General features: G+C 56.5%; 22 protein-coding genes. 2 read left to right on the forward strand and 20 right to left on the reverse strand.

What is annotated here, in order from left to right:
• Window positions 1–15 precede the first annotated feature (15 nt).
• The 3 genes from BT142_RS06100 to BT142_RS06110 form a co-directional block, all read right to left on the reverse strand.
• Window positions 16–1,983, reverse strand: coding sequence for a DHH family phosphoesterase (locus tag BT142_RS06100; protein WP_072417325.1), 1,968 nt, complete (start codon window positions 1,981–1,983; stop codon window positions 16–18).
• A gap of 13 nt (window positions 1,984–1,996) precedes the next feature.
• Complete coding sequence (locus BT142_RS06105; protein WP_084659353.1) at window positions 1,997–3,919, reverse strand: ribonuclease J; 1,923 nt, start codon at window positions 3,917–3,919, stop codon at window positions 1,997–1,999.
• Window positions 3,920–4,192: 273 nt separating this feature from the next.
• Window positions 4,193–6,382 (reverse strand): hypothetical protein, encoded by a 2,190-nt coding sequence (locus tag BT142_RS06110; protein WP_072417326.1) that lies wholly within the window; start codon window positions 6,380–6,382, stop codon window positions 4,193–4,195.
• Window positions 6,383–6,554: 172 nt separating this feature from the next.
• Here BT142_RS06110 and BT142_RS06115 point away from each other — a divergent pair, with 172 nt between their 5' ends.
• Both BT142_RS06115 and BT142_RS06120 read left to right on the forward strand, forming a co-directional pair.
• Entirely contained in the window at window positions 6,555–8,921 is a 2,367-nt protein-coding gene (locus BT142_RS06115; RefSeq protein ID WP_072417327.1) for an ATP-dependent helicase, read from the forward strand.
• 19 nt (window positions 8,922–8,940) lie between these two features.
• A complete protein-coding gene (locus BT142_RS06120) occupies window positions 8,941–9,876 on the forward strand; it encodes a GDSL-type esterase/lipase family protein (protein ID WP_072417328.1) in 936 nt (311 codons plus the stop codon).
• Window positions 9,877–9,941: 65 nt separating this feature from the next.
• Here the strand turns inward: BT142_RS06120 and recN are convergent, their stop codons facing one another.
• The 17 genes from recN to spoIIIAC form a co-directional block, all read right to left on the reverse strand.
• Complete coding sequence (gene recN, locus BT142_RS06125; RefSeq protein ID WP_072417329.1) at window positions 9,942–11,612, reverse strand: DNA repair protein RecN; 1,671 nt, start codon at window positions 11,610–11,612, stop codon at window positions 9,942–9,944.
• A 12-nt stretch (window positions 11,613–11,624) separates the two neighbouring features.
• On the reverse strand, window positions 11,625–12,092 hold the full coding sequence (argR, locus tag BT142_RS06130) for an arginine repressor (protein ID WP_072417330.1): 468 nt from the start codon (window positions 12,090–12,092) through the stop codon (window positions 11,625–11,627).
• Between the two features lie 10 nt (window positions 12,093–12,102).
• Entirely contained in the window at window positions 12,103–12,966 is an 864-nt protein-coding gene (locus tag BT142_RS06135; RefSeq protein WP_072417331.1) for an NAD(+)/NADH kinase, read from the reverse strand.
• 7 nt (window positions 12,967–12,973) lie between these two features.
• Complete coding sequence (locus BT142_RS06140; protein WP_072417332.1) at window positions 12,974–13,762, reverse strand: TlyA family RNA methyltransferase; 789 nt, start codon at window positions 13,760–13,762, stop codon at window positions 12,974–12,976.
• Window positions 13,749–15,605, reverse strand: a complete 1,857-nt coding sequence (gene dxs / locus BT142_RS06145) for a 1-deoxy-D-xylulose-5-phosphate synthase (RefSeq protein ID WP_072417333.1) — start codon at window positions 15,603–15,605, stop codon at window positions 13,749–13,751. Before dxs ends, BT142_RS06140 begins: the two co-directional genes overlap by 14 nt.
• Window positions 15,606–15,628: 23 nt before the next feature.
• Window positions 15,629–16,519, reverse strand: a complete 891-nt coding sequence (locus BT142_RS06150; protein WP_072417334.1) for a polyprenyl synthetase family protein — start codon at window positions 16,517–16,519, stop codon at window positions 15,629–15,631.
• Between the two features lie 33 nt (window positions 16,520–16,552).
• Window positions 16,553–16,759, reverse strand: coding sequence for an exodeoxyribonuclease VII small subunit (gene xseB, locus BT142_RS06155; protein WP_072417335.1), 207 nt, complete (start codon window positions 16,757–16,759; stop codon window positions 16,553–16,555).
• Window positions 16,756–17,967 (reverse strand): exodeoxyribonuclease VII large subunit, encoded by a 1,212-nt coding sequence (gene xseA, locus BT142_RS06160; RefSeq protein ID WP_072417336.1) that lies wholly within the window; start codon window positions 17,965–17,967, stop codon window positions 16,756–16,758. Before xseA ends, xseB begins: the two co-directional genes overlap by 4 nt.
• Complete coding sequence (locus BT142_RS06165) at window positions 17,967–18,911, reverse strand: tRNA (adenosine(37)-N6)-threonylcarbamoyltransferase complex transferase subunit TsaD (RefSeq protein ID WP_072417337.1); 945 nt, start codon at window positions 18,909–18,911, stop codon at window positions 17,967–17,969. Before BT142_RS06165 ends, xseA begins: the two co-directional genes overlap by 1 nt.
• Entirely contained in the window at window positions 18,904–19,356 is a 453-nt protein-coding gene (nusB, locus tag BT142_RS06170; protein ID WP_242871934.1) for a transcription antitermination factor NusB, read from the reverse strand. The genes BT142_RS06165 and nusB overlap by 8 nt, the downstream gene beginning before the upstream one ends.
• Window positions 19,357–19,375: 19 nt before the next feature.
• Complete coding sequence (locus BT142_RS06175) at window positions 19,376–19,726, reverse strand: Asp23/Gls24 family envelope stress response protein (protein WP_072417338.1); 351 nt, start codon at window positions 19,724–19,726, stop codon at window positions 19,376–19,378.
• Window positions 19,727–19,891: 165 nt separating this feature from the next.
• Window positions 19,892–20,461, reverse strand: a complete 570-nt coding sequence (locus BT142_RS06180) for a SpoIIIAH-like family protein (RefSeq protein ID WP_072417339.1) — start codon at window positions 20,459–20,461, stop codon at window positions 19,892–19,894.
• A 40-nt stretch (window positions 20,462–20,501) separates the two neighbouring features.
• Window positions 20,502–21,035 (reverse strand): hypothetical protein, encoded by a 534-nt coding sequence (locus BT142_RS06185; RefSeq protein ID WP_072417340.1) that lies wholly within the window; start codon window positions 21,033–21,035, stop codon window positions 20,502–20,504.
• Window positions 21,032–21,466 (reverse strand): hypothetical protein, encoded by a 435-nt coding sequence (locus BT142_RS06190; RefSeq protein ID WP_139182186.1) that lies wholly within the window; start codon window positions 21,464–21,466, stop codon window positions 21,032–21,034. The genes BT142_RS06185 and BT142_RS06190 overlap by 4 nt, the downstream gene beginning before the upstream one ends.
• A gap of 6 nt (window positions 21,467–21,472) precedes the next feature.
• Window positions 21,473–22,603: a stage III sporulation protein AE gene (locus BT142_RS06195; RefSeq protein WP_072417342.1), complete on the reverse strand. Its 1,131-nt coding sequence runs from the start codon at window positions 22,601–22,603 to the stop codon at window positions 21,473–21,475.
• Window positions 22,596–22,985, reverse strand: a complete 390-nt coding sequence (locus tag BT142_RS06200; RefSeq protein ID WP_139182187.1) for a stage III sporulation AC/AD family protein — start codon at window positions 22,983–22,985, stop codon at window positions 22,596–22,598. Before BT142_RS06200 ends, BT142_RS06195 begins: the two co-directional genes overlap by 8 nt.
• Before the next feature lie 3 nt (window positions 22,986–22,988).
• Complete coding sequence (gene spoIIIAC / locus BT142_RS06205) at window positions 22,989–23,183, reverse strand: stage III sporulation protein AC (RefSeq protein ID WP_072417344.1); 195 nt, start codon at window positions 23,181–23,183, stop codon at window positions 22,989–22,991.
• Window positions 23,184–23,187 lie beyond the last annotated feature (4 nt).

Raw genomic sequence — 23,187 nt, forward strand, 5'->3', positions numbered from 1 at the left:
ATGTACCGCCTTTCGTTAATTGTGTCTTATATATTCGTCGATAGCCTCTTTGAGCTTCGACATTGCTTCATCCTTGGTCGCCTGCATCTGGCAGGCTGCCATCGTATGATGACCGCCCCCTCCGAGGGCTTCCATGATGATCTGCACATTGAATTTGCCCATGCTCCTTGCCGAGATATTCGTCCTGCCGTCAAGCTCGTAAAGCACGAACGACGCGTTCACGCCTGCTATTTCGAGCATCTCGTCGGCAGCCTTCGAGGATGCGACACGGATATTGTCGAAAGTCTCCTTAGCCGAGGCTATGGCGCACTTTCTGTAGATCTCCGTGCTGTTGATTATATCCGCCTTGTTCACATAGGTGTCGAGGGGATTAGCGAACAGTCTCTTTACCGCGACGGTATCTGCTCCCTGTTTTCTCAGGTACGCCGCCGCTTCAAAAGTCCGCACGCCCGTATTCATGACGAAATTCTTGGTATCGAGCATGATGCCTGCCATGACCGCTTCCGCGATAGGCTCGGTGAGCTTCAGGTCGGGGAAGTATTCAAGCAGCTCCGCCACCATCTCGCACGCCGACGATGCCGACGGTTCGTGGTAGAACAGCTCGGCAGGTTCTATCGCCTTGACGAGAAGTCTGTGGTGATCGATGACGATGGTATGTCTGCACTTTGCAAGCAGTTCCTTCGACTCGACGAGGTCGGGATTATGGGTATCGCAAACGATGACCAGCGTATTCGGGTCGGATTTTGCGAGTGCTTCTTCGGGGGTGATATAGTAGCGCTTGATGCTGTTATCCTCAACGTAGCTGATAAGCAGTTTCGAGAGGTTCTTGTTCGGATCGACTACAACGTAGCTGTCCTTGCCCATGCACTTTATGGCTTCGCACATACCCGTTGCCGCGCCCACCGCGTCAAGGTCTGCAAAGCTGTGTCCCATGACCATGACCTGCTCATGGAGATTGATGATATCGATGATAGCCTTTGCCGCCATCCTCGACTTCACGCGGGTGTTCTTCGCCATGCCCTTTGACAGACCGCCGTAGAACTCGTAGCCGTTAACGGTACGCACAGCCGCCTGATCTCCGCCGCGTCCGAGGCACATATCCAGCGCCTGCTTTGCGTACTTTTCGCTCTCGGCAAGGTTCTCCGCATCGTGACCCACGCCTATGGAAAGGGTGAGATTGCGGCGGTCGCCGCAGCTTATCTTTCTTGCCTGTTCAAGTATCTCGAAGCGTTTCTCGATGATGGGCTTCAGGTATCTCTCTTCGAGGATGACATAGAACCTGTCGTTTCCCGCGCGTCTTGAGATACCCGTAGTACCGTCGATAAAGTTCTCGATCAGCTGTTCGATGCTGACGAGGATGTGAGCCTTTTCGCTCTCTCGGATATTCGAGATAAGCTCCTCGTAGTAGTCGATCATGATGATGATGACGCTCTGCTTCGACTGGCTGCACTCGTAGTTGAGTTCCACAAGCTCGGTCTTGTCCGCAAAGTAGAGCATCGACATACCTTCCTGTTCGTGTTCGGTATGTATCGCCTTAACGGTATAGAAATGACCGTTATGGCAGACGGTGTCGCCCTCGCTCGAATAGATCTTTTCCATATCGAGCTTGAACATCTCCGACACCTGTATCCCGTAAGGCTCGATGCCTGCCGAGACCTTCTGACCGAACAGCTTGTTATACCAGACTATGCTGCCCTCGGCGTCAACGATCACAGCAGGAGCGGGGAAATTGAGAAGCGAATCCTGCTCGGTATCGTTCAGCAGAGCCGCACTTCTTGCGATCATCTTCCGCGTATTGCTGCCGAAGAACACATATTCGAGTATCAACATCACACACACGATGACCGATATTATGAGCAGGAGCTTTCCCTGCGTCTCGGTCTTAGGGGATCGAAGCAGCAGTCTTGCCGCTGCTATCGAGCATACAGCCGCTATAGCTGTAGTGAGCTTGATAAGAAGCTGAACGCCCTTTGTTCCCTTCATTTCACTTTTCCTTTCAATCGTTGATCTCCATCATTATCGGGAGTATCATCGGATTGCGCTTTGTTTTCTGGTAGATATAGTCGCTCAAAGCGTCTTTCATTTTAGTCTTGATAGCATTCCATTCGTGCATATCCCTGTCGAGACAGTCCTGAAGAGTCTCGGTCAGCAGTTTCTTCGATGTCTCCATGAGTTCCTCGCTCTCACGGACATACACGAAACCTCTCGACACGATATCGGGGCCTGCAAGTATCTCGCCCGATTTTCTGTCCACCGTAGCGAAGCAGATGATAAGTCCGTCCTCGGCAAGGTGTTTTCTGTCGCGCAGGACGATAGAGCCTACATCTCCGACGCCGAGACCGTCAACGAGGATATTGCCTGCGGGAGCTGTTCCCGTCACGCGCATATCGACGCCGTCCGTCTCGATCACCGAGCCGATGCTCGCGATTATGATATTCTCCTCCGGAACGCCCACCGAGACCGCAGTCGCGGCGTGCTTCATGAGGTGTTTGTACTCGCCGTGTACGGGGATGAAGTACTTGGGTCTGGTCAGAGAGAGTATCAGCTTCTGTTCTTCCTGACAGGCGTGACCCGAAACGTGTACCTCGTACATGGATTCGTATACAACGTCAGCACCCTGTTTGAGCAGGTCGTTGACTACCTTGGTGACGAATTTTTCGTTGCCCGGGATGGGGTTTGCTGAGATGATGATGAAATCGTTCGGCGTGATGGTGACGTTGCGGTGTTCGCCCCTCGCCATTCGGGTAAGAGCGCTCATAGCCTCGCCCTGGCTGCCCGTGGTGATGATGCACATCTTGTCCGACGGATAGCGCGAGACAAGCTCCATATCCACCAGCAGACCGTCGGGTATCTTGAGATAGCCGAGCTCGATGCTCTTTGTGATAACGTTCACCATGCTTCGTCCCGAAACGGCGACCTTTCTGCCCGTCCTTGCGGCGATGTTGACCACCTGCTGGATGCGGTGAACGTTTGAAGCGAAGGTCGCGATTATAACACGCTTGCCCTCGGCCTTTGCGAACAGCTTCTCGAAGCTCTCGCCGACCTTGCGCTCGCTCATGGTATAGCCGGGACGCTCGGAGTTGGTGGAATCCGCCATCAGCGCCAGCACACCCTTGCTTCCGAGCTCTGCGAAACGGGCAAGGTCAATGACCGAACCCTCGATAGGGGTATAATCGACCTTGAAATCGCCCGTATGGATTATCACGCCCGCAGGGGTATGGACTGCCATTCCCACAGCGTCGGGGATGGAGTGGTTCACTCGGATGAACTCCACCGCCATGCATCCGAAGCGCACGGTCTTTCTCGGCTCGACGGGTATGAGCTTCGTCTGTTCAAGGATGCCGTGTTCCTTGAGCTTGCCCTCGATAAGACCGAGAGTGAGCCTTGTGCCGTAAACTGGCACGTTGAATTTCTTCAGAAAATACGGCAGAGCGCCGATGTGGTCCTCGTGACCGTGAGTTATGGCTACACCGCGCAGTTTATCGCGGTTCTGTTCGATGTAAGTAAAATCGGGGATAACTATGTCAACGCCCAGCATCTCGCTGTCGGGGAACGCAAGTCCGCAGTCGATGACGAACATATCGTTCGAGCACTCGATAACGGTGAAGTTCTTGCCTATCTCGTTGAGACCTCCGAGAGGGATTATCTTGACGGGGGTCCTGCGCTGACTGCCGCGTTCGCTGCCCCTGTTCGCCTGCTGAGGCTGAGGTCTGCGGCGCTGTTCCGATGATACTGCTCTGCCCTTGACGGTCAGCGGAGCAGTCCTGGTCTGTTTCTTCGGTCCGCCTGTCAGCTGTGACAGCAGGATATTCTCCTTTTTCGGCTGTTTTGCGGACTTCTGAGCGGACTTTGATTCACCGCCCTGAGGCTTTCGGCTGCTTGCACGGTATTTTTTTACATTTTTGGTCTTAAAAGCCATAGAAATACTACATTCTGCCATGCCCGTACTCAGACGGACATGGCACACTCCTTTCGTAATGATATGATATTCTGTTTAACGTACATAAACGGTGCTCAGAACAAGAGCTTTTCAAAAAATGCGCTCATAGTGAAATGACTGATTTTTTGAGCAAAAAAAGCGCATCTACGCCGATAAAGGCGTGTAAAAAAGGTGTCCGGCAGGGAACGCCGAACGGCACGAACATAAAATATCTATATCTATTATATACTATTTTCCCCTGAATGTCAAGCATTACGGAAACGTTTGTGAGCTGAGCCGCCTGATGATATCCTCGCACAGTGCCGAAGCTGTCTCCGAGGACGCGGCTTCGGCGAATATCATCAGTCCGCTCCTGTCGGCCGAGGGAGTCAGCGCCGCTCTGCCGCCCATCGCCGTCACGACGCCGCAGCCATCCTCACGTTCAGCACCGAGGAGGGCGTACATCTCGGCGGCGGTCATGTCCGTGGGGACGAACCTGCGGACGGTGGCGAATTCGGGCAGGGATCCGGCTGCGCGGGCGAGGGTCGTACCGCTCTGCGAAAGGTGAGCGCATATCATGCAGACGAGGGCAAGAGCGTCGCGGACGAAGAAATTATCGGGGCGCTGTGCAGTCTCACGGGCGGTGTCGGACGTTCCGCGGGAGGAAGAGTAACGGTACAGCGTCCCCCCGAAGCGCTCGGCTACGGTGTCGGCAGCGGTTGGGAAGGTGCTCGGCAGCGAGACCGCCTGTTCACGCGAAAAGCAGGCTGCCGACGCGATGAGGATGAGCTGTTCGTGGGTCAGCAGCCCCGTTGCGGACGAGAAAGCCGTGCAGGCCGTGCCGTCATTCGAGATGTCGAAGACCGTGCGCTCCGCCGAAAGGTCGCGGCGGTCTTTCAGCAGGCTGTCGGCAAGCCTTTCCACCCCCGAGAAAGCGCACCTGACCGAGGGGTTCACGCCGTGCAGGCGTTCGGGGAGCAGGTGGCGCAGATAGCTGCGGTACAGCTCGATAGCGCCGAACATACAGCGGAGTGCAGGCTGTTCGGTCAGTGGCACGGTACGGGTCATCCCGAAGGCGTAAGCCCTGCCGATGCCGCAGCGCGTCTTTTCAGTGAGGGGCAGTCCGCCCTTCGAGATGACGCTGATGCGAAGCTGTCCCTCGGCAGTGACGTAACAGCCTGCCGCCGCACCGAGACGGGTTATGAGGTAGGTCACGGCGGTCTGCGGACACTCGCCGACGTCCAGCGGCATGACTCCCGATGAGGACAGTCCGCCTGCGGCCGCCGACGCGAATGTGCGGGCGGCTTCGCCTTCGCCGTGACCGAGAACGACACAGTTCCCTGCTTCCAGCTGAGAAGCGACTGCCGAAGCAAACCTGACGGCGCACTCGGCGGCGGAGCTGTTTCCCGATGTAAACGCGCCGCTCTCATCAAGAAGAACGCCGACAGCGCCGTGTCTGCCCACGCAGTTCAGCTCGCCGATGCGCGAAGACGAGGGCAGTTTCGTGGCCGCTTCGACCTCGCTGCCGCAGCCGATGTGAGTCCGCGAACCCACCGCACAGCCCTCGCCGATACTGACGTTCGCGCCAATCTCGCAGGCGGAGCCGATGACCGAGCTGCTCACAGATGTGCCTGCCGACAGCTGTGACGATTCGCTGATAACGCAGTTTTTCAGCACGCATCTCCTGCCGACACTCACGTTCTCGCCGATGACACAGCCGTCGAGGACGCTCCCCTCGCCCACCACCGAACCTCTGCCGACAGACACGGGCGGTACCACCGTCACGCCGCCTATCACGGGGGCGCTGTCGCCTGCCGCCGACAGACACGCGAGCCTGTAGTCCTCGGGTGTGAGCAGTTTTCGGCAGGGCAAGTCGGTGTAGACTGCCGAGATGCGCTCATCCTCCGCAAGAAGCGCCGACAGCAGTTCGGGGAGGTCCGAGAAATCGAAGGAGCCGAGCCTTGCGGCAAGTTCCGCGGACAGGAGAGCCGCGCCTGTGAGGAAACCGTTGCAGTCCGTATTTTCGGACAGGAAATCAGACGACAGTTCCGTAAGTTTCCCGTCGGCGGTGCGCAGAGGGAGACCGTTGCCCGTTCGGCTGACGAGGACGGCACATCCGCTCACGAGGGAAGACGCGCCTCTCAGCAGAGCGGCAAAGTCTGGAGCTTCGGCAGAGTCGGCTTCCGCAAGCAGAAGGCTCTCTCCGCCTGCAAGCTCTGCGAGGGTGCCGCCAAGGTCTTCGGGGGAGACTATGAGCCGATGGGGTCTTTCGAGAGACAAAGAAACGTGCGCCGAGCCCCTGCCGACTATGAGGGCAGGCAGTTCATCGGTCACCGCCGAAAGAGCGCGTTCGCAGATACCGAGGGGAGTTTCGCCGCAGATGTCCGTCAGACAGTCGGGGACGTTCTCGTTGACGGGCAGGAGCGTTTCACGATACACCGAGCAAAAAACAACAGCCTTCATAGAGTTACCTCACAGATACATTTTTCCGCCCCGAATGCAGGCGGTGATGACCTTATTATCGTCGGATGAACGGTATTTATTCAGAAAAATTAACAATTTTTTGCTTTAATTTTATTCGCCTGAGTGGTATAATATAATAGTATATAAACTATTGAAACGGAGTACATGGAAAATGACTGAATTTGACGCACTGAAACGCAAAGCTCTCGAACGCTGCTTCAAAGACCTGAACCCCATGCAGCGCAAGGCTGTCTTTAAAACTCACGGCTGCCTGCTCATTCTCGCAGGTGCGGGGAGCGGCAAGACCACGGTGCTGATAAATCGTATCGCTAATATGATATTCTTCGGTGACGCCTACGAGTACGAGGACGACCGCACCCTCTCCGCTGAGGACGAGGCTTTCCTCAAAGCCTTCGCTGAGGGCGCCGACACCGACATACAGAGACTTGCGGGGCTGGTGGCTCACGCTGCCGTTGAGCCGTGGAACGTGCTGGCTATCACCTTCACGAACAAGGCTGCAAACGAGCTCAAAGACAGGCTCTCGAAGATGCTGGGGGACAGGGGTGCTGCTGTCAAGGCGGCGACTTTCCATTCCGCCTGCGCACGCATACTCAGGGCCGAATGCCCGAACCTCGGCTACAAGCCCGGGTTCACCATATACGACACCGACGACTGCCTGAGGATAATAAAGAGCTCGCTGAAGGAGCTTGACATCTCCGACAAGATTTTCCCGCCAAAGCTGATAATGGCGGTCATCTCCGCGCAGAAGAACGCTATGGTCTCGGCGGAAGAATACTTCGAGCAGAACAAGAACGACATCCGTGAAAGAGAGATCGCCCGTGTGTACAAGATGTACGACACCCGTCTCAAGGAATCCAACGCTATGGATTTCGACGACCTGCTGGTGAACACGGTCAGACTTTTCAGGGATTTCCCCGACGTGCTCGACCACTATCAGAACCTCTACAAATACATACTCGTGGACGAGTATCAGGATACCAACACGGTGCAGTTCAAGCTCATCGAGATGCTCTCCCGCAAGTACGGCAACCTCTGCGTTGTGGGCGACGACGACCAGAGCATCTACCGTTTCAGAGGTGCGACCATCCGCAATATCCTCGACTTCGAGGAGACCTTCGGATGCGACCCCGAGACCGACGTCATCAAGCTCGAACAGAATTACCGCTCGACACAGAATATCCTTACCGCCGCCAACAAGCTCATTGAGCACAATGTCGGCAGAAAGGGCAAGAACCTCTGGACTGACAGAGGCGACGGCGAGACCGTCACCGAGTATCAGGCTTTCAACGAGAGAAGCGAAGCCAAGTACATCGCTAAGACCATCAAGGAAAGCGTCGAGGCGGGTCACGATTACCGTCAGCACGCGATACTCTACCGCATGAACGCTCAGTCAAACGTCATCGAGCAGACTTTCATTCGTGAGGGTATCCCGTATATCATATTCGGCGGACAGAAATTCTATGACCGCAAGGAGATAAAGGACGTTATCGCATATTTGCAGGTCATCAACAACCCCTCGGACATACTGAGGCTCCGCCGCATCATCAACGAGCCAAAGCGCGGTATCGGCGAATCCACCGTTCAGGCTGTGGAAGAGATAGCGAATCAGCTGGGCGAAGACCCGCTGTCCGTGCTCCGCGAGTGCCAGAGCTACGCGCCTATCGCAAAGAAGGCAAAGTCGCTGATGGCTGTCTCGGAGATATTCGATAAGCTCACCGCGCTGTCGAAGAAGCTGCTGCCGTCCGAACTGCTGGACGAGACCCTCGTCATCACGGGCTATTCCGATATGCTCAACGCTCACGGCGAAGAGGGCAGGATGCGCCTTGACAACATCGCCGAGCTGAAATCCACCATGCTCAACTACGAAAAGAACTCCGACGAGCCTTCGCTGGAAGGTTTCCTTGAGGAGATAGCGCTCTATACCGATATCGACAAGTACGACCCCTCCGCCGACTATGTGGCCATGATGACCATCCACTCGGCCAAGGGACTTGAATTCGACTACGTGTTCGTGCCCGGAATGGAAGAGAACGTGTTCCCGTCTTCGAGAAGCTCCGACACTCCCGAAGAGCTCGAAGAGGAGCGCAGGCTCGCTTACGTGGCGATGACCCGTGCAAAGCGCAGACTGTGGCTGCTGCATTCTTCCGCAAGAATGCTCTACGGCAGGACTACCGCTAACCGTCCGTCGAGGTTCCTCGCCGAGCTTCCCGACGAGCAGATAAACCATATCAAGGAAGAACCACCCGCAGGATTCACACCCGTGCGCAGACCGCAGAAGCCCGACTACTCCCGCGAAGCGGATACCGTGCTGGAGCGCAGAAGAAACAGTCTTGCACAGACAGGCTCGAACGCTACATACTCCCCCGGTGAGGTTGTCATCCACCCGAACCCGAAGTTCGGCAGGGGCACCATCCTCAAAGTCGAGCCGATGGGCGGCGACACTATGCTGGAGATAGCTTTTGAAAGCTGCGGAACTAAAAAGATCATGTCAAATTTCGTCAGACTCAAAAAGGTCTGACCGACAGGGAGATGGTACTGTGAAAAAAACTCTCAGACGGCTGACGGCATTCATAGTCATGCTCTGCGTGGCTGTGACCGCACTGATGCCGATAGCATCGTCCGCACTGACCGTCAGGGTATTCGTTGACAGAAAGATCACCGAAGAACAGCGCAACAGTTACTACAAGAATTCGGCATTCATCGGCAGTTCCATAGGCGTGCATCAGCAGACGTATTTCAGGACGCAGAAGAAGGGGTATCTCGGAAATCCGCTGTTTCTCGTTAAGGGCTGCTACGCTTTCCACAACGATTTCGGGAACAACAAGCCCTATATGCTGACCTACAACGGCGTGACCTACCACGCCTGGGATGCCATCAAGGTCTCGGGCAGAAAGAAAGTGTTCATCAACATGGGCACAAACGACCTGCTGGTCTCGGCACAGAATACCTACGACAATTACGTCAAGTACCTTAAAAAGATCCGCAGTGTGAACCCCGACGTGCTGATATTCATTGAGGCTACTCCTCCGATGGTCAACAGCTCGCAGATGTCGGTGCTCAACAATGCAAACATCAACAAGCTCAATTCGCTGATGAAATCCTACTGCAAGGGACAGAAGGATATGTGGTTCGTTGACGTCAATACTCCACTGAAGAACGCGAACGGTGGTCTGAAGAACGAGTACAGTTCGGACGGCTATGTTCACATCAACAACAAGGGCTACGCCAGCTGGATGAAGACCCTCACGGCCTACACCGATGACCTCATGGTGAAGGAGCGCGTCGCGACCAAGTACGTTGACACCATCAGCCAGAAGATCAACAACAAACAGTACGCCTTTGCGAAAGCCGCTATGCCGCAGGCTGACAAGGAGATTGCGAAGCTCGAAAAGAGCTCGAAAAAGGCGAATCTCGAAAGCCGCATGGTAAAGCTCCGCAAGCGTTACAAGAGACTCACGGGACAGGATCCCTGACAGACCATCGAATAAAAATACAACGGACGTTTCCAGATCAGAAGCGTCCGTTTTTTTGTACTGTATCAGAGCTTGCTGCTCTCGCGGATAAGCTCTTCCGCGTTTTGCAGGGTGAGTTCGGTTATGGTGTCGCCGCCGATTATACGCGCAATCTCGAACTTCCGCTCTTCGAGGTCGAGGGGGCGGATAGTCGTCCGAGTGCGGTCATCGACCACCTTCTTTTCGATCAACAGGTGCGTATCCGCCATCACAGCCATCTGCGAAAGATGCGTCACGCAGATGACCTGTGAGCATTTCGACAGGCTTTTGAGCTTCATTCCGATCTTCTGCGCCGCTCTGCCGCTGACGCCCGTGTCGATCTCATCGAAGATCAGCGTGCCGATGCCGTCCTTGTCGGCTATAACGCTTTTAAGTGCCAGCATTATCCTCGAAAGCTCACCGCCAGAGGCTATCTTCGCGATCGGTCTCGGCTCTTCGCCGACGTTTGCAGAAATAAGGAACTCCACCGTATCCATGCCGCTGTGTGTCAGCTTTCCCTGCCTGATGTCCACAACGATGCGCACCTTCGGCATATTGAGGAATTCGAGCTCCTCGGTCACCTGCTTCACGAACCGCTCGGCGCTCTTCTTTCGGAACGCCGACAGCTCCGCCGCTTTGAGCGAGGTCTCTTTCAGCAGTTCGCGCTGCTGTTCGGCAAGTCCCTCAAGGCTCTCCTCGCCGCCGTTCAGCTCATCGAACTCGAACTGCGCTTTTTCGAGGGTCATTATCACATCGTCGAGGGTCGGGCCGTACTTCATCTTCGCCTTGTCGAGATCGCGGGAACGGCTGTTGAGCCATTCAAACCGCTGAGGGTCGGCGCCCAGCTTGTCCACCAGCCTGTCCAGTTCGGATGCGATGTCCGCTATCTCGATCTTCGCAGAGGTCAGTCTGTCGTAAAGCTGCGAGAACTCGGGCATGATGTCTGAGCCGCCGAGCAGCTGTTTTTCAGCCATACCCAACAGCGAATCCGCGCCGTCGGTATCCTCGTCGCCTGCGAGCAGACGTTCGGCAGCAAACGCCGCCTCGGTAAGGAACACAGCGTTTTTCGAGACTTCGAGCTCACGGTCGATCTCGGTGTCCTCATCGGGCTTCGGGTCAAGCTCGGTCAGTTCTTCGATGATCTCTTTCAGCTGTACCAGCCGCTGAGCCTTGCCTGCCTGTTCTTTCTTCCTGCGGTTTATCTCGCGTGAAAGTTCCTGTAGGCGGCGGAAAAGCTCACCGTACTCGTCCAGCAGCGGCTGAGCATCGGAATAGCTGTCGAGGATGTCGATGTGGCGTTCGGGGGACATGAGTATCTGATTGTCGTGCTGACCGTGTATCGTCACCAGCATGGAGCCTATCTCGCGGAGCGCGGAGACGTTGATGCTGCGCGAGTTGATGCGTGCGGTGCTGCCGCCGTCGGAACGTATCTCGCGGGAGAGGTACAGCTTTCCGTCCTCAGTCTCCAGCCCGAGCTCTTCGAGTTTTGCAAGGCAATCGGCGTTCAGCCCCGAAAAGCAGCCCGAGATAACGGCTTTTTTCTCGCCCGTGCGGACGATATCCTTCGTCACGCGCTGACCGAGCAGAGCGTTGATGCCGTTTATCAGTATGGATTTACCTGCGCCCGTCTCGCCCGTGAACACGTTCAGGCCTTCCGTGAAGCCGACCGATGCCTTTTCGATGACCGCAAGGTTTTCTATGAATATCTCTTCAAGCACAGTTACACCCCGTTATGCCTTATTTTCGATAATGAACCGCAGTTCCTTGACGAGCCGCTCCGCGTCACGCTCAGTGCGCATGAGAATGAAGATGGTGTCATCACCCGCAAGCGTTCCCACGACCGAGGGTATCTCCGTCGTATCGAGCTTTGCGCATATGGCCTGAGCCATGCCCGACGCACAGCGTATTACCGCCGTGTTCATCGCGTAATCGACGCTGCGGACGCTGTCAGCTATCATCGAATATATCATGCTGCCCTGCGAAGCCATAGCTTCACGTTTCAGCACGGGCAGCGCGTAGATGCTGACGCCTTCGCCGTTCTGCGTCTTTATCAGCGCAAGCTCCTTTATATCGCGTGATACCGTCGCCTGCGTGACCTTATAGCCCGCCTCGGTCAGCAGCCTGCACAGGGTCTCCTGCGTTTCGATAGGCTGCTCGCTCACGAGCTTGACTATCATTTCCTGTCGTTTGTTTTTCATCAGCTGCCTCCTATTGCTTGAGCGGTTTCATCAGCTTCTGATTTATGGTGGGGAAAAAGCTGCCCCCCGTCAGGTCTATCAGGCGGGTCTTGAGCTCCGAGCGTTTCAGCTCCACCGTATCGCCCTTTCGGATGCGTGCGAGCAGCGTGCCGTCCACCGAAAGCACCACGTAGCCGCCCTCCGTACAATGACAGCTCACCGACAGAACCGAGTCGGGAGTGAAGATTATCGGGCGCGAGAACAGCGAATGAGCACAGACCTGTGAGAATTCGATGCACTGCATATCAGGCTCGATTATCGGGCCGCCTGCCGACAGCGAATAAGCCGAAGCACCCGTCGCAGTCGAGAAAATGACTCCGTCAGCTCTGAGGGAAGAAACGATGCTCCCCGACTTCGAGACCTCGAAATCGGCTATCCTGCTGGCTTCGCCGTGAGCGAGCACCGCGTCGTTGAGGGCGTCGGCAGTGATGACGTTGCCGTTCGAGTAGCGCACCGTCACCGAGAGCATCATCCTCTCACTTATGGTGTACTCGCCCCTGCAAAGCTGTGTGAGCCTTTGTATCTCGCTGCTTTCGAGGGTCGCCATGAAGCCGAGGGTGCCGCAGTTGACGCCGAGTATCGGCTTATCATACTTTGAAGCCGCTCCCGAACAGCTGAGTATAGTGCCGTCGCCGCCTGTCACGACGATGACATCGCAGCTCTGCACACACTCGTTCAGCGGTGCGAACGTCACGCCGCTGCCGCTGCCGAAAGTACCCTTATACTGTTCTTCCATGAAAATCTCCGCATTCTCCCCCCTGAGGACTCCGCACGCTTCCTCGGTGCAGCGTCTGCTGTTGGGTTTGCTGAGATTCGGATATAATAAGACCTTCATTGTAGGTTCACCGCCTGTTTTCCAATGCTGACTTTACGATGCCGCCGATATCGGGAATGCACCCTTCGGACTTTGCCTTTGAGATATGTGCAAGGTACTCGGCGTTGCCGTCGCCGCCCTTGATTGGTGAGGGTATCAGCCCGAGAAGGGTCACGCCTTCGGCAGAAAAGAACTCGCACATCTCTGCAAGAACGCGGATATGATCCGACTTCGAGCGCACAAGACCGTTCTTGCCGATGGCTTCCCTGCCCGCTTCAAACTGCGGCTTGATAAGGGTCACAAGCTCGGCGCTGTCCGACAGTGCCGCAAAGACCGCGGGCAAGACCGTCCTCAGCGAGATAAAGGACAGGTCGCAGGCGGCAAAGCTGACCTCGCCGCCGAAGAAATCGGGCTGTATCGAGCGGACGTTCACGCCCTCGCAGTTGACCACGCGGCTGTCGTTCAGAAGCAGCGGGTCAAGCTGACCGTGTCCCACATCCACTGCGAACACTTTCTCAGCGCCCCGTTTCAGCATCACCTGTGTGAAGCCGCCCGTGGAAGCGCCGATATCGGCGCAGACCTTCCCGTCAAGCGAAATACCGAAGCTGTCAAGAGCGCCTATCAGCTTATAGGCACCTCTGCCAACATAGCCGTCGCCCTGTTCAGCCGTCACCGTATCCCCCTCGTTCACCGAGTGGGAAGCCTTGGTCACGACCGCACCGTTGATGCTGACCCTTCCCTCGGCAATCAGCCTTTTCGCCTTTTCGCGGCTGGGTGCGAGCCCGTTTGCCGCCATGTATGCGTCAAGTCTCATCATGTTTCAAGTACCCGAGTATCCTTTCAGCCATCTTTTCCGCGGAAAGACCGTTCTCATCCAGCAGGGACTTCACACTGCCGTGCTTGACAAAGCCGTCGAGTGACGTGATGTCACAGCTGACCCCCGATGCGGCATATTTCTCACCTATGGAGCCGTACTTGTAGCACTCTTCGAACACGAACACACGCTCATAGCGGCTGAGCTCTTCGGTAAGGCTCTTTTCTATAGGGAATACGCGGACGGGGCGGATGATATCGAAGTCGAAGCCCTGACTGCGGACTTTCTCCCTCGCGGCGAGAAGGTCGTTGCCGAGCCTACCGTAGGTCACGGCGCAGACCCTGTTTCCGCTGACTTCGCGGACGATATCCGAAGTCGGAGCGCCGTTCTTTTTACGGTCGGCAGGCTGTTTGCCTCTCGGGTAGCGCACCGCGCAGACACCCTCATCGTGAAGCACTGCCTGCTCAAGACAGACCTCAAGCTCGGAATAATCGCATGGAGAATATATCGTAACGTTCGGGATGGTGGTGAGGAACGGGATGTCGAATATGCCCTGATGGGTCTCGCCGTCCTCGCCGACGATACCTGCCCTGTCAACGCCGATGACCGCGTGGGTGTTCATTATCGCAAGGTCGTGGACGAGCTGGTCGTATGACCTTTGCAGGAACGTCGAATACACCGCGAACACGGGTATCATACCGTTCGCCGCAAGTCCTGCGGAGAAGGTAACAGCGTGCTGTTCGGCGATGCCCACGTCAAAGAAGCGCTGTGGCAGAGCTTTATGGAAATATTGCAGACCCGTACCGAACTTCATCGCCGCGGTAACGGCGCATATCCTGCTGTCGGAATAGGCGAGGGACAGAAGCTTTCTGCCGAAAACAGCCGAGTAGCTGTCCTCACTGACCACATCGGGATTGCCCGTGGAGAGGTCGAAAGCACCCACGCCGTGATAACCCCCGGGGTTAGCTTCGGCAGGGGGATAGCCGTGACCCTTCTGTGTGTTGACGAGCACTACGGTGGGAGCGTTCAGCGCCTTTGCCGCCGCAAGACCCTCGTCAAGCTCCTCGATATTATGTCCGTCGATAGGGCCGACAAACTCAAAGCCCAGATCCTCGAACATCGTGCTGTGGATTATCATATCTTTCAGAACGTTCTTCGAGCCGCGGACTACTTTTTTTATGGGCGCACCGACGATAGGCGTGTTATCCAGCACGCGCTCGACGGCGGTCTTTGTCTTGTGATAGCTCTCGGTAGTGCGGAGGGTCGCCAGGTATTTCGCGGTCGCTCCGACGTTTTTCGAGATGCTCATCTCGTTGTAGTTGAGAATGATGATAAGGTTCGTGCCGCTCTTGCCTGCGTTGTTCAGACCCTCGAACGCTTCGCCGCCCGTGAATGCGCCGTCGCCGATAACGGCTACAGTGTGGTGCTTGTCGCCCCTGAGCTTCATGGCTGTCGCGATGCCGAGCGCCGCCGAAACAGAGGTCGAGCTGTGACCGCTGACAAAGGCATCATGAACGCTCTCGTCGGGGCGCGGGAAACCGCTGAGACCATCCTCGGTGCGGATGGTGGAGAATTCGGACGCTCTGCCCGTGAGCAGCTTGTGGGTGTAGGACTGATGCCCTACATCCCAGACGATCTTATCCTTCGGAGAGTCAAAGACCCTGTGTATAGAGATAGTAAGCTCGACCGTTCCGAGGTTTGAGGACAGATGTCCGCCGTTTTTCGAGACGGTCTTAATGAGCACTTCTCTTATCTGAGCCGCCAGAGCCGAACATTCCTCACAGCTGAGGGCTTTGAGGTCTTCGGGCAGTTTCATGGCGTTCAGATCGTATGCTTTTCTCTTCATGTTATCAATCCATGTTTTGCCTGTCAGCTTCTTCTGTGAAGCAGGCTGTCGGTGAGGTCGGCAAGGAACTCACAATCCTCGAACTGTTTGAGCACGATAAGCGCCTGCTCGGTCAGTCGGTCGGCTTCCTTCTGTGCGCCCTCGATACCGAGTGCGGTGACATAGGTGCTCTTGTTCTGTTCGCTGTCGCTGCCGATAGGCTTGCCGAGTTCTTCAAAAGTACCCGTAACGTCGAGGATGTCATCGACGATCTGGAAAGCTCTGCCGAGAGCGTCGGCATACTGAGCTGCGGCAGGTATCATATCGTATCTCCCCGCAAGGATAACGCCCATGACGCAGGCGGCTTCGATCAGCGCACCCGTCTTGTGGCGCTGCAAAAGGTCGAGCTCCTCGATGGAGATCTCTCTGTTCTCGGCGGCAAGGTCGATTATCTGTCCGCCTATCATGCCGCTGACGCCGACTGCCTTGGACAGTACGGAAGTGAGCATTACTGCGGTCTGTGCAGGGATGATCTCGCTCATAGCCGCGTCGGCAATTATCTCGAAAGCGAGGGTATTGAGCGCGTCGCCTGCGAGCAGTGCAGTCGCTTCGCCGAACTGCTTGTGGCAGCTGGGTCTGCCCCTGCGGAAATCGTCGTCGTCCATGCAGGGCAGGTCGTCGTGTATGAGCGAGAAGGTGTGGATGCACTCTATCGAGCAGGCAACATCCGCGAATTTGTCGGCGTCGCCGCCGCACATACGGCAGAATTCCAGCATCAGCACGGGTCTGAGGCGCTTTCCGCCTGCGAGCAGCGAATACTCCATGGCTTCGCAGATATTCTCGCGCAGGTAGGGCTTGTCAGCGGTCAGACGTTTCAGTGCTTCATTTATCTTATCGCAGTACACCCCGAGGGTGATATGTGAATTTTCGGTCATTATGATTCATCTTCCTTTATTTGTTCAGATGGTTTATTCCGATGCGGTACGGTTATCGGGTGCGAGTTTTTTAACAGTCAGCTCCGCCGACGCAAGGGCTTCCTTGCAGCTCTCGCCGAGCTTCACGCCCTCACTGTAAAGTGATATCGACTCCTCAAGCGACAGATTGCCGCTTTCGAGTATCTTTACTATCTCTTCGAGCCGCTTCATCGACTCTTCAAAGCTTGCCGCTCCGTTCATAGTCCATTCTCCTTTGTATGTATGCCTCTGATAACGGCCTCGGCGGTAAAGCCCGAGAACCGTATCTCCACCGTATCCCCTTCCGAAAGCTGTTCGGGACGGGTGACAGGCACGCCGCTTTTCAGGGTTATCGTGTATCCGCGTTCAAGAACGTTGAAGGGGCTCAGTGCCATGAGCTTTCCCGTGACGTTTTCAAGGCGGGCGTTTCTCTTCATAAGCTCGGCCGAATACGCCCTGCCGAGCCGTGCGCTGAGCCCTTCAAGAGCCGTCTTCGACTTCTCCAGGGAGTGGTATGGACCCGCGCTTGCGAGCCTGTAGCTGAGCCGTTCAAGCTCTGCCCTGCGGCTTTCGAGCTGCTTCTCAAATGCCGCGCCGAGCCTTGCAAGCTCTGCATCGGCGGCAGCTGTCAGCACCGAAATATCGGGAGCGCAGACCTCCGCCGCGGCAGTAGGCGTCGATTCGCGCCTGTCGGCGGCATAGTCCGCGAGCGTGGTATCTATCTCGTGTCCGACCGCGCTTATCACGGGGGTCACGCAGTCGGCTATCGCCATGGCGACCTCCTCGGTATTGAACGCGGACAGTGTATCGTAAGCACCGCCGCCTCGGGTCACGATGATGACATCGCAGCCGAAGCCGTCGGCTTTTCTGATGGTGTCAGCGATGGTCAGATGTGCGGTCTCGCCCTGCACCTGTGCGGAAAAAAAGAAAACCTCACCTACTGGGTAACGTCTGCGAAGCGTCTTGACCACATCATGTATAGCCGCGCCGTCCGCCGAGGTCACGAGGGCTATCCTCTTCGGCAGGGCAGGTATCGGCTTTTTGCGCTCGGGCTTGAAGATGCCGAGCTTTGTGAGCTTTTCTTTCAGCTCCTTCTGCTGCATGGCGCGGACGCCTTCGCCCACGGGCACTATCTCGGTCGCCGAAAGCTGATAATAGCCCCCCGCCCTGTACACGGCTATCTCGCCCGTACAGATGACCGTCGTGCCTGTCTGCGGCGTGAAGCCGAGCTTATCGGCGCGGGCTTTCCACATCACGCATTTGAGCAGCGCGTCCCCCTCTCTCAGCGAGAAATAGACGTGTCCCGACGATGCGTTGCGCTTATATTCGGATATCTCGCCCTTGACCATCACCGACTTCAGGCGAATGTCGTCTTTCAGGCGGTGGGTAATGTAATTTGTGAGCTGTGAGACGCTGATAACAGACGGCATCAGACCAGTCCTTTCATAAATGCTGCGTATATCGCCGTGCCTGCGGCGTTGTCGCAGGAAAGCTGCGGTTCGGCAAAATCGGTGTCGGGTATGTCGCGAAGCATATCCGCGATGAGCTTGTCGCTCATGACTCCGCCTGCGTACATCACGGGCATTGCGCCGTACTCAGCGAGCGCCGCCTTTGTGAGTGCGCGTATCGACCTGCCCACAGCCGTAAGACAGAACCTTGCGATGAACGCCCTGTCCGCGCCATCATCCATGAGTTTGCGGCACTTGTTCTCGATGCCAGAAAGCGAACATTCGCAGCCCTTCATCACGGGCTTGTAGTTCACCTTTTCCTTGCAGGAGAGCGCCAGACGTTCGAGCTCCATTCCACAGGGGAAATCGAGCCCCAGCATCACGCCGCAGCGGTCTATCGCCTGACCCGCCTTGAGGTCGTTTGATCCGCCTATCCTGCGCACCGACAGGAATTCCTCGTCGGAAGGTTCGCACAGCAGCACATCGGTGGTGCCGCCGCTGACGTGGAACGATATGAAACGCTCGCCGTTCTTCACTCGGCCGAGCCTGTCAGCCGAGTAGAGCGCTGCGAGGATGTGACCTATCTGATGAGTGGTGGTGAAGCAGGGCACGCCCTTTGCCGCAGCCGCAGTCCTCGCCGCCGAAACGCCCACGAGAAAGCAGGGCATATACGACCCCTCGCGGCAGGAGGGGCGGTCGCTGACGCCGACTGCGCAGACATCGCTTATCTCACCGAGCTGTCCGATGAGTTCGGGCAGCTGCACCGTGTGATGGAACACCGCGTCGCTCTGACGGATGCCCTTGTCGCCCGACTTTACGGGCAGCAGCTTCTTCGCCTGACGGAGCTGACCCGTCTGTGCATCGAAATACGCGCAGGAAGTCGTGTAGTTCGAGGTGTCGATGCCTAAGACAGCCTTATCACTCATCGCCGTGTTCGCGTGCGAATGCTCCGAGCACGCCGTTGATGAACGCGATATCGGGCTCCTGCGCGAACTTCTGCGCAAGGATAACAGCCTCGCTTATCGCAACGTTCACGGGGACTTTCTCCTCGTAAACAGCCTCGTACAGCGCAAGGTGAAGGATGGCTATGTTGATCTTCGCGATACGGTCAACGCTTCTCTTCTTCGAGTAGCCCGAGATTATCTTATCGAGCTCATCGCGCTTTTCCCATACCTTCGACGCGAGCCTGAACGAACCTTCGCTGATGCGGAGATTGTCGTCCGCACCCTCTGCTTCCTGAGTCACCTCAAAAATATCCTCAAGGCTGTCGTCGCGGAACTGCTTTTCAAAATAGAGGATGAACGCACCCTCTCTGAGTTCGCGCTTTGATGCCATGTATTCCTTTTCTGCGTTTGCTTTATTATTTCCCATATTCTTCCTCTCCGACGTTTCAGACCGCCATATCCAGAACGTTCACATTTACTCTGGCAACCGTGATGCCGAGCACGTTCTGTACCTGCTCTTTGATGCTCTCCTGTACCTTTTCCGATGTATCCTTTGCAGACGCGTCCTGGCGCAGGACAATGCCCACTGCTACGGACAGCACATCGCCGTCAAGTCTGAACTTGACCTTGCCGTGATTCTCCTTGGCGAAAAGAAGTCTCAGAGGATTGTGTGCCGAGCTTGCGATGCCCACCACGCCGTCAACTCCCGAAACAGCCTTTTCGATGACCTTTGCGATAACGTCCTCGCTGACATACAGGCTGCCGTCAATGCTCTTGCTGATCTTATCCTTATCCATAGTACAATCTTCCTTTCTTGCAGATTCGCATTTGTGCATACTTTATTTGATTATAGCATAAATCAGCCGATTATACAATTACTTTTGCGTTAATTTTCTATTTGTTCATTCTTTATACACAAAGAAAGACTGTCCGATACGAAGGGTATCGGACAGTCTGTTATGTCATGCTTTTTCGTCTACATCGAAGATGCGTATCTTCTCGGCAGGGACGCTCACCTCGCTGAGAAGGATGTCCTTTATCTGGGCGGCTTCGGTCTGGATGAGTCCGCTGTCGGTCTGCACCACTACGTTGGCATTCTCGCCGTCGAGATAGACGACGCAGTCGGTGAAGCCTGCCGCACGGATAAGGTTCTCGACCTTGCTCTCCTTCTCGATGAGCCCTGTCATGGCGGCGGCTTCGGCGGCTGCTGCCTGCTGTTCCTCGGGGGAGCTGTCGCCGCCGTTCATGATGCGGGCGAGGGTCTCGGCGGCTTTGTCGCGGGATTCGGCGCGGTCGAGGCGTGCCTTCGCGAAGTAGTCGTCAGAGGCTTTTTTGTCGGCGCTGACCAGCTGTGCGTCGCCGTAGCTGATGCTCTTGCTGTCCACCTTGCCCGTGGTCTTCAGACCGCCCGAGGATGCGGACAGCGCATAGTTGACATACACCGCCGTACCGAGGACGAGGGTCATCCCTGCGAGAAGTATCTGCCTTTTCCCGATGATGACGCTGAGTCTGGGTCTCTTCTGTTTTTCCATGTTCGTTTCCTCCTGTTATGTTAGGTTTTTGATATGCGATTCATGCCGAGGGCTGGACGCTGATGCGGCCGGGCGGCAGACCGAGGACTGCCGAGACCACGTTCATCACACGCTCTCTTACCTGCGGGTCGGATGCGCCCTCACAGATGACGGCGACGCCGCCTATCTGCGGAGCGGATATCTTGCGAAGGACGGGCTGTTTTTCACCGCCGCCGTCGGCAAGCACTATTTCCCCCTGCGAACGGTAGCTCTCGCCCGTGCCTTCGGTGCGGCGGTCGAGGTCGCTTTTTTCGGCGTAGACGTACTCTTTCGTGCCCGTGACGCTTATCATGACCCGCGTCCTGCCAGCGCCGCTGACGTGTGAGATGACCTCGGTGAGCTGACGTTCGATGTCCTGTTTGTAGAGCTCGGTCTCGTCGAGGGTGAGCTGTTCGGACGGCGTTTCGTCAGCCGCGGACTTCTTCGGAAGAATATCCGAAATGAGTATCAGCAGGATGCCTGCCATCCCCAGCACGAACACGAGTTTCAGACGCTTGTCACGGCTGCGGAGCAGTTTTTTTATCTGTGCCGTCATTTTACCACCTCTATCTCACACTCGCCGACCGAGCCGCGGACTGCACGCTCTGCGGCGGCTTCGTCCTGCTCCTCCGAAAGATAGACCGTCACCTTGTCGGCTCTGACATAATTATATTCATCCAGCGAACAGTCTATGACAAGCCACTCGGGAAAGATGCCTGCATCGTGAAGCGACGAGAGGGCTTTGTCTTCAAGGCTCTTGCGCGTCTGTTCGAGAAGGTCGCGCTCGAATTCGGCTGTCAGCGTCTGTCTGCTCTCAAAATGGGGCAGTCCCGATATGCCGCCCCTGAACGCCGCTGCTGCCGACGCTATCAGCAGAAGTGTGCAGACGAGCGCAAGCTCACGCTTCATCTTCGCAGGGGTGACAAGCTGCACCGCCGCCGAGATCACCGCACACATACACACCGTGAATATCACGCTCCGAAACATTTTTCCTCACCTCTGTATCCCTGCCGCCGCAGCCGTCACCACAGCGGTCGAAAGTATGAACATCATCCCGAAGCAGAGCACCGTGCTTATTGCCGCCGAGACTGCGTAGCCCGTCCCCGACAGCAGCTCCGAAGCCGCTCCCGCGCCGAGAAGGTCGGCTGTCACCTTTGAAAGTCCGAGCATTATCCGCAGGCAGATGAGGGTAACAAGCGGTCGTATCAGCATGAACGCCACCGCCGCTATCCCCACCGTGCCGACCCCCGAACGCAGCATCCCCACCCCTGCGCAGACGGTCGAATAGGCTTCCGAGACCGAGCCGCCGATTATCGGCACGAAGCTCGCCGCCCCGAAACGCACCGCCCTCGCAGCCGCCGTATCAGCCGCTGCCGAGGAAATGCTCTGTATCGCAGCCGAGCCGCCGAATACCGTCATCAGTGCGGTCAGGGTTATCCGCACGCCGCTGCCCACCGAAGCCGCCGCGTTGGAGAGTTTCAGGGTCGGGTTGACCGCCGCCGTGAAGCTCAGCGCCATGAACACGCTGAGAAAAGGCATCACGGCGCGTTCGGCGACGAAACCTATCAGCTCGGTCACGCCAAGCATCGCCGCATAGTAGCTGCCGCCCGTTTTCACACCGCCCGAAGCCGCCGTCACCGACGCGTATATGGGTATGTAGGACAGCATGAATTCGCTCAGACGCCGCAGGAAAACGCACACCCCCGTGAATGCTTCGCAGACTGCGGAGTAGATGAGTGTCACACAGCCGAGAACGCTCACCGTCCCGACCGCCGACGCTGTCTCGCCGCCTGCCGCCATGCTCTGCACCGCAGAGGAGACTATCAGCACCGCCGCTATACTGCCGAATATTTTCAGCGGCGACTTTAACGAATCCACAAAGGCGTTCTTAAAGCCGCTTATCAGGGACTGAGGGTCGAGCGAACCCGTGCCTGCCGATGCGCCGTCGGGAGATGCGGAGCGCATATCCTCTGCGGTCTCGCTGTCTATCGCTTCCGAAAGGCGTTCGGTCATCTCCTCTGCGAACGCCGAGGTGTCCTCATCAGCCGAGGCGGCGACGGGGCAGGTCACGGCTGTCAGCAGAGCCGCCGTCAGAAGTATCACTATCTTTTTCAGTCTACACATCAAGCAGCAACCTCACTGTTTCCGCAGCCGCCGTGAACAGCGGCAGAGCCGAGATAAGCACCGCAGCCCTGCCTGCAAGCTCCAGCTGAGAAGCGAGGGCGTTCTCGCCGCAGTCACGGCAGATATCGCAGCCGAGCTGTGTCACGAAGCATATCCCGAGACATTTGAACACGGTCAGCAGATATCCGCCGCCGACCGCCGCACCTTCCACCAGCCGTTCGGCGGCGTCGCAGAGGCTGCGGAAGTCGGCGGCGAAACGCGCCCCAACCATGCAGGCGGCTGCCACCGCACAGACCGCCTTTATCGGCGGCGATGCCTCAGACAGGACCCGCATGACCAGCGCCGAAGATATGCAGAACAATACCAGCTTTACTATCTCCACTTTTCAGAACCCGAACAACGTGCGCACCGTGTCGAACAGTTCGGCGATGCGCTCGATTATCATCATCAGCACCACTATGAGCCCTGCCAGCGCCGTCATCATCGCCTGCTCGTCGCGCTCGGCACGCTTGAGAAGCTGTACCAGCACCGCAACGATTATGCCGACCGCCGCTATTTTGAATATCAGCTCCAGCTCCATTTTT

Source organism: Ruminococcus sp. YE71 (genome assembly GCF_900119155.1).
In the GTDB taxonomy this organism is placed as follows: Bacteria; Bacillota; Clostridia; order Oscillospirales; family Ruminococcaceae; genus YE71.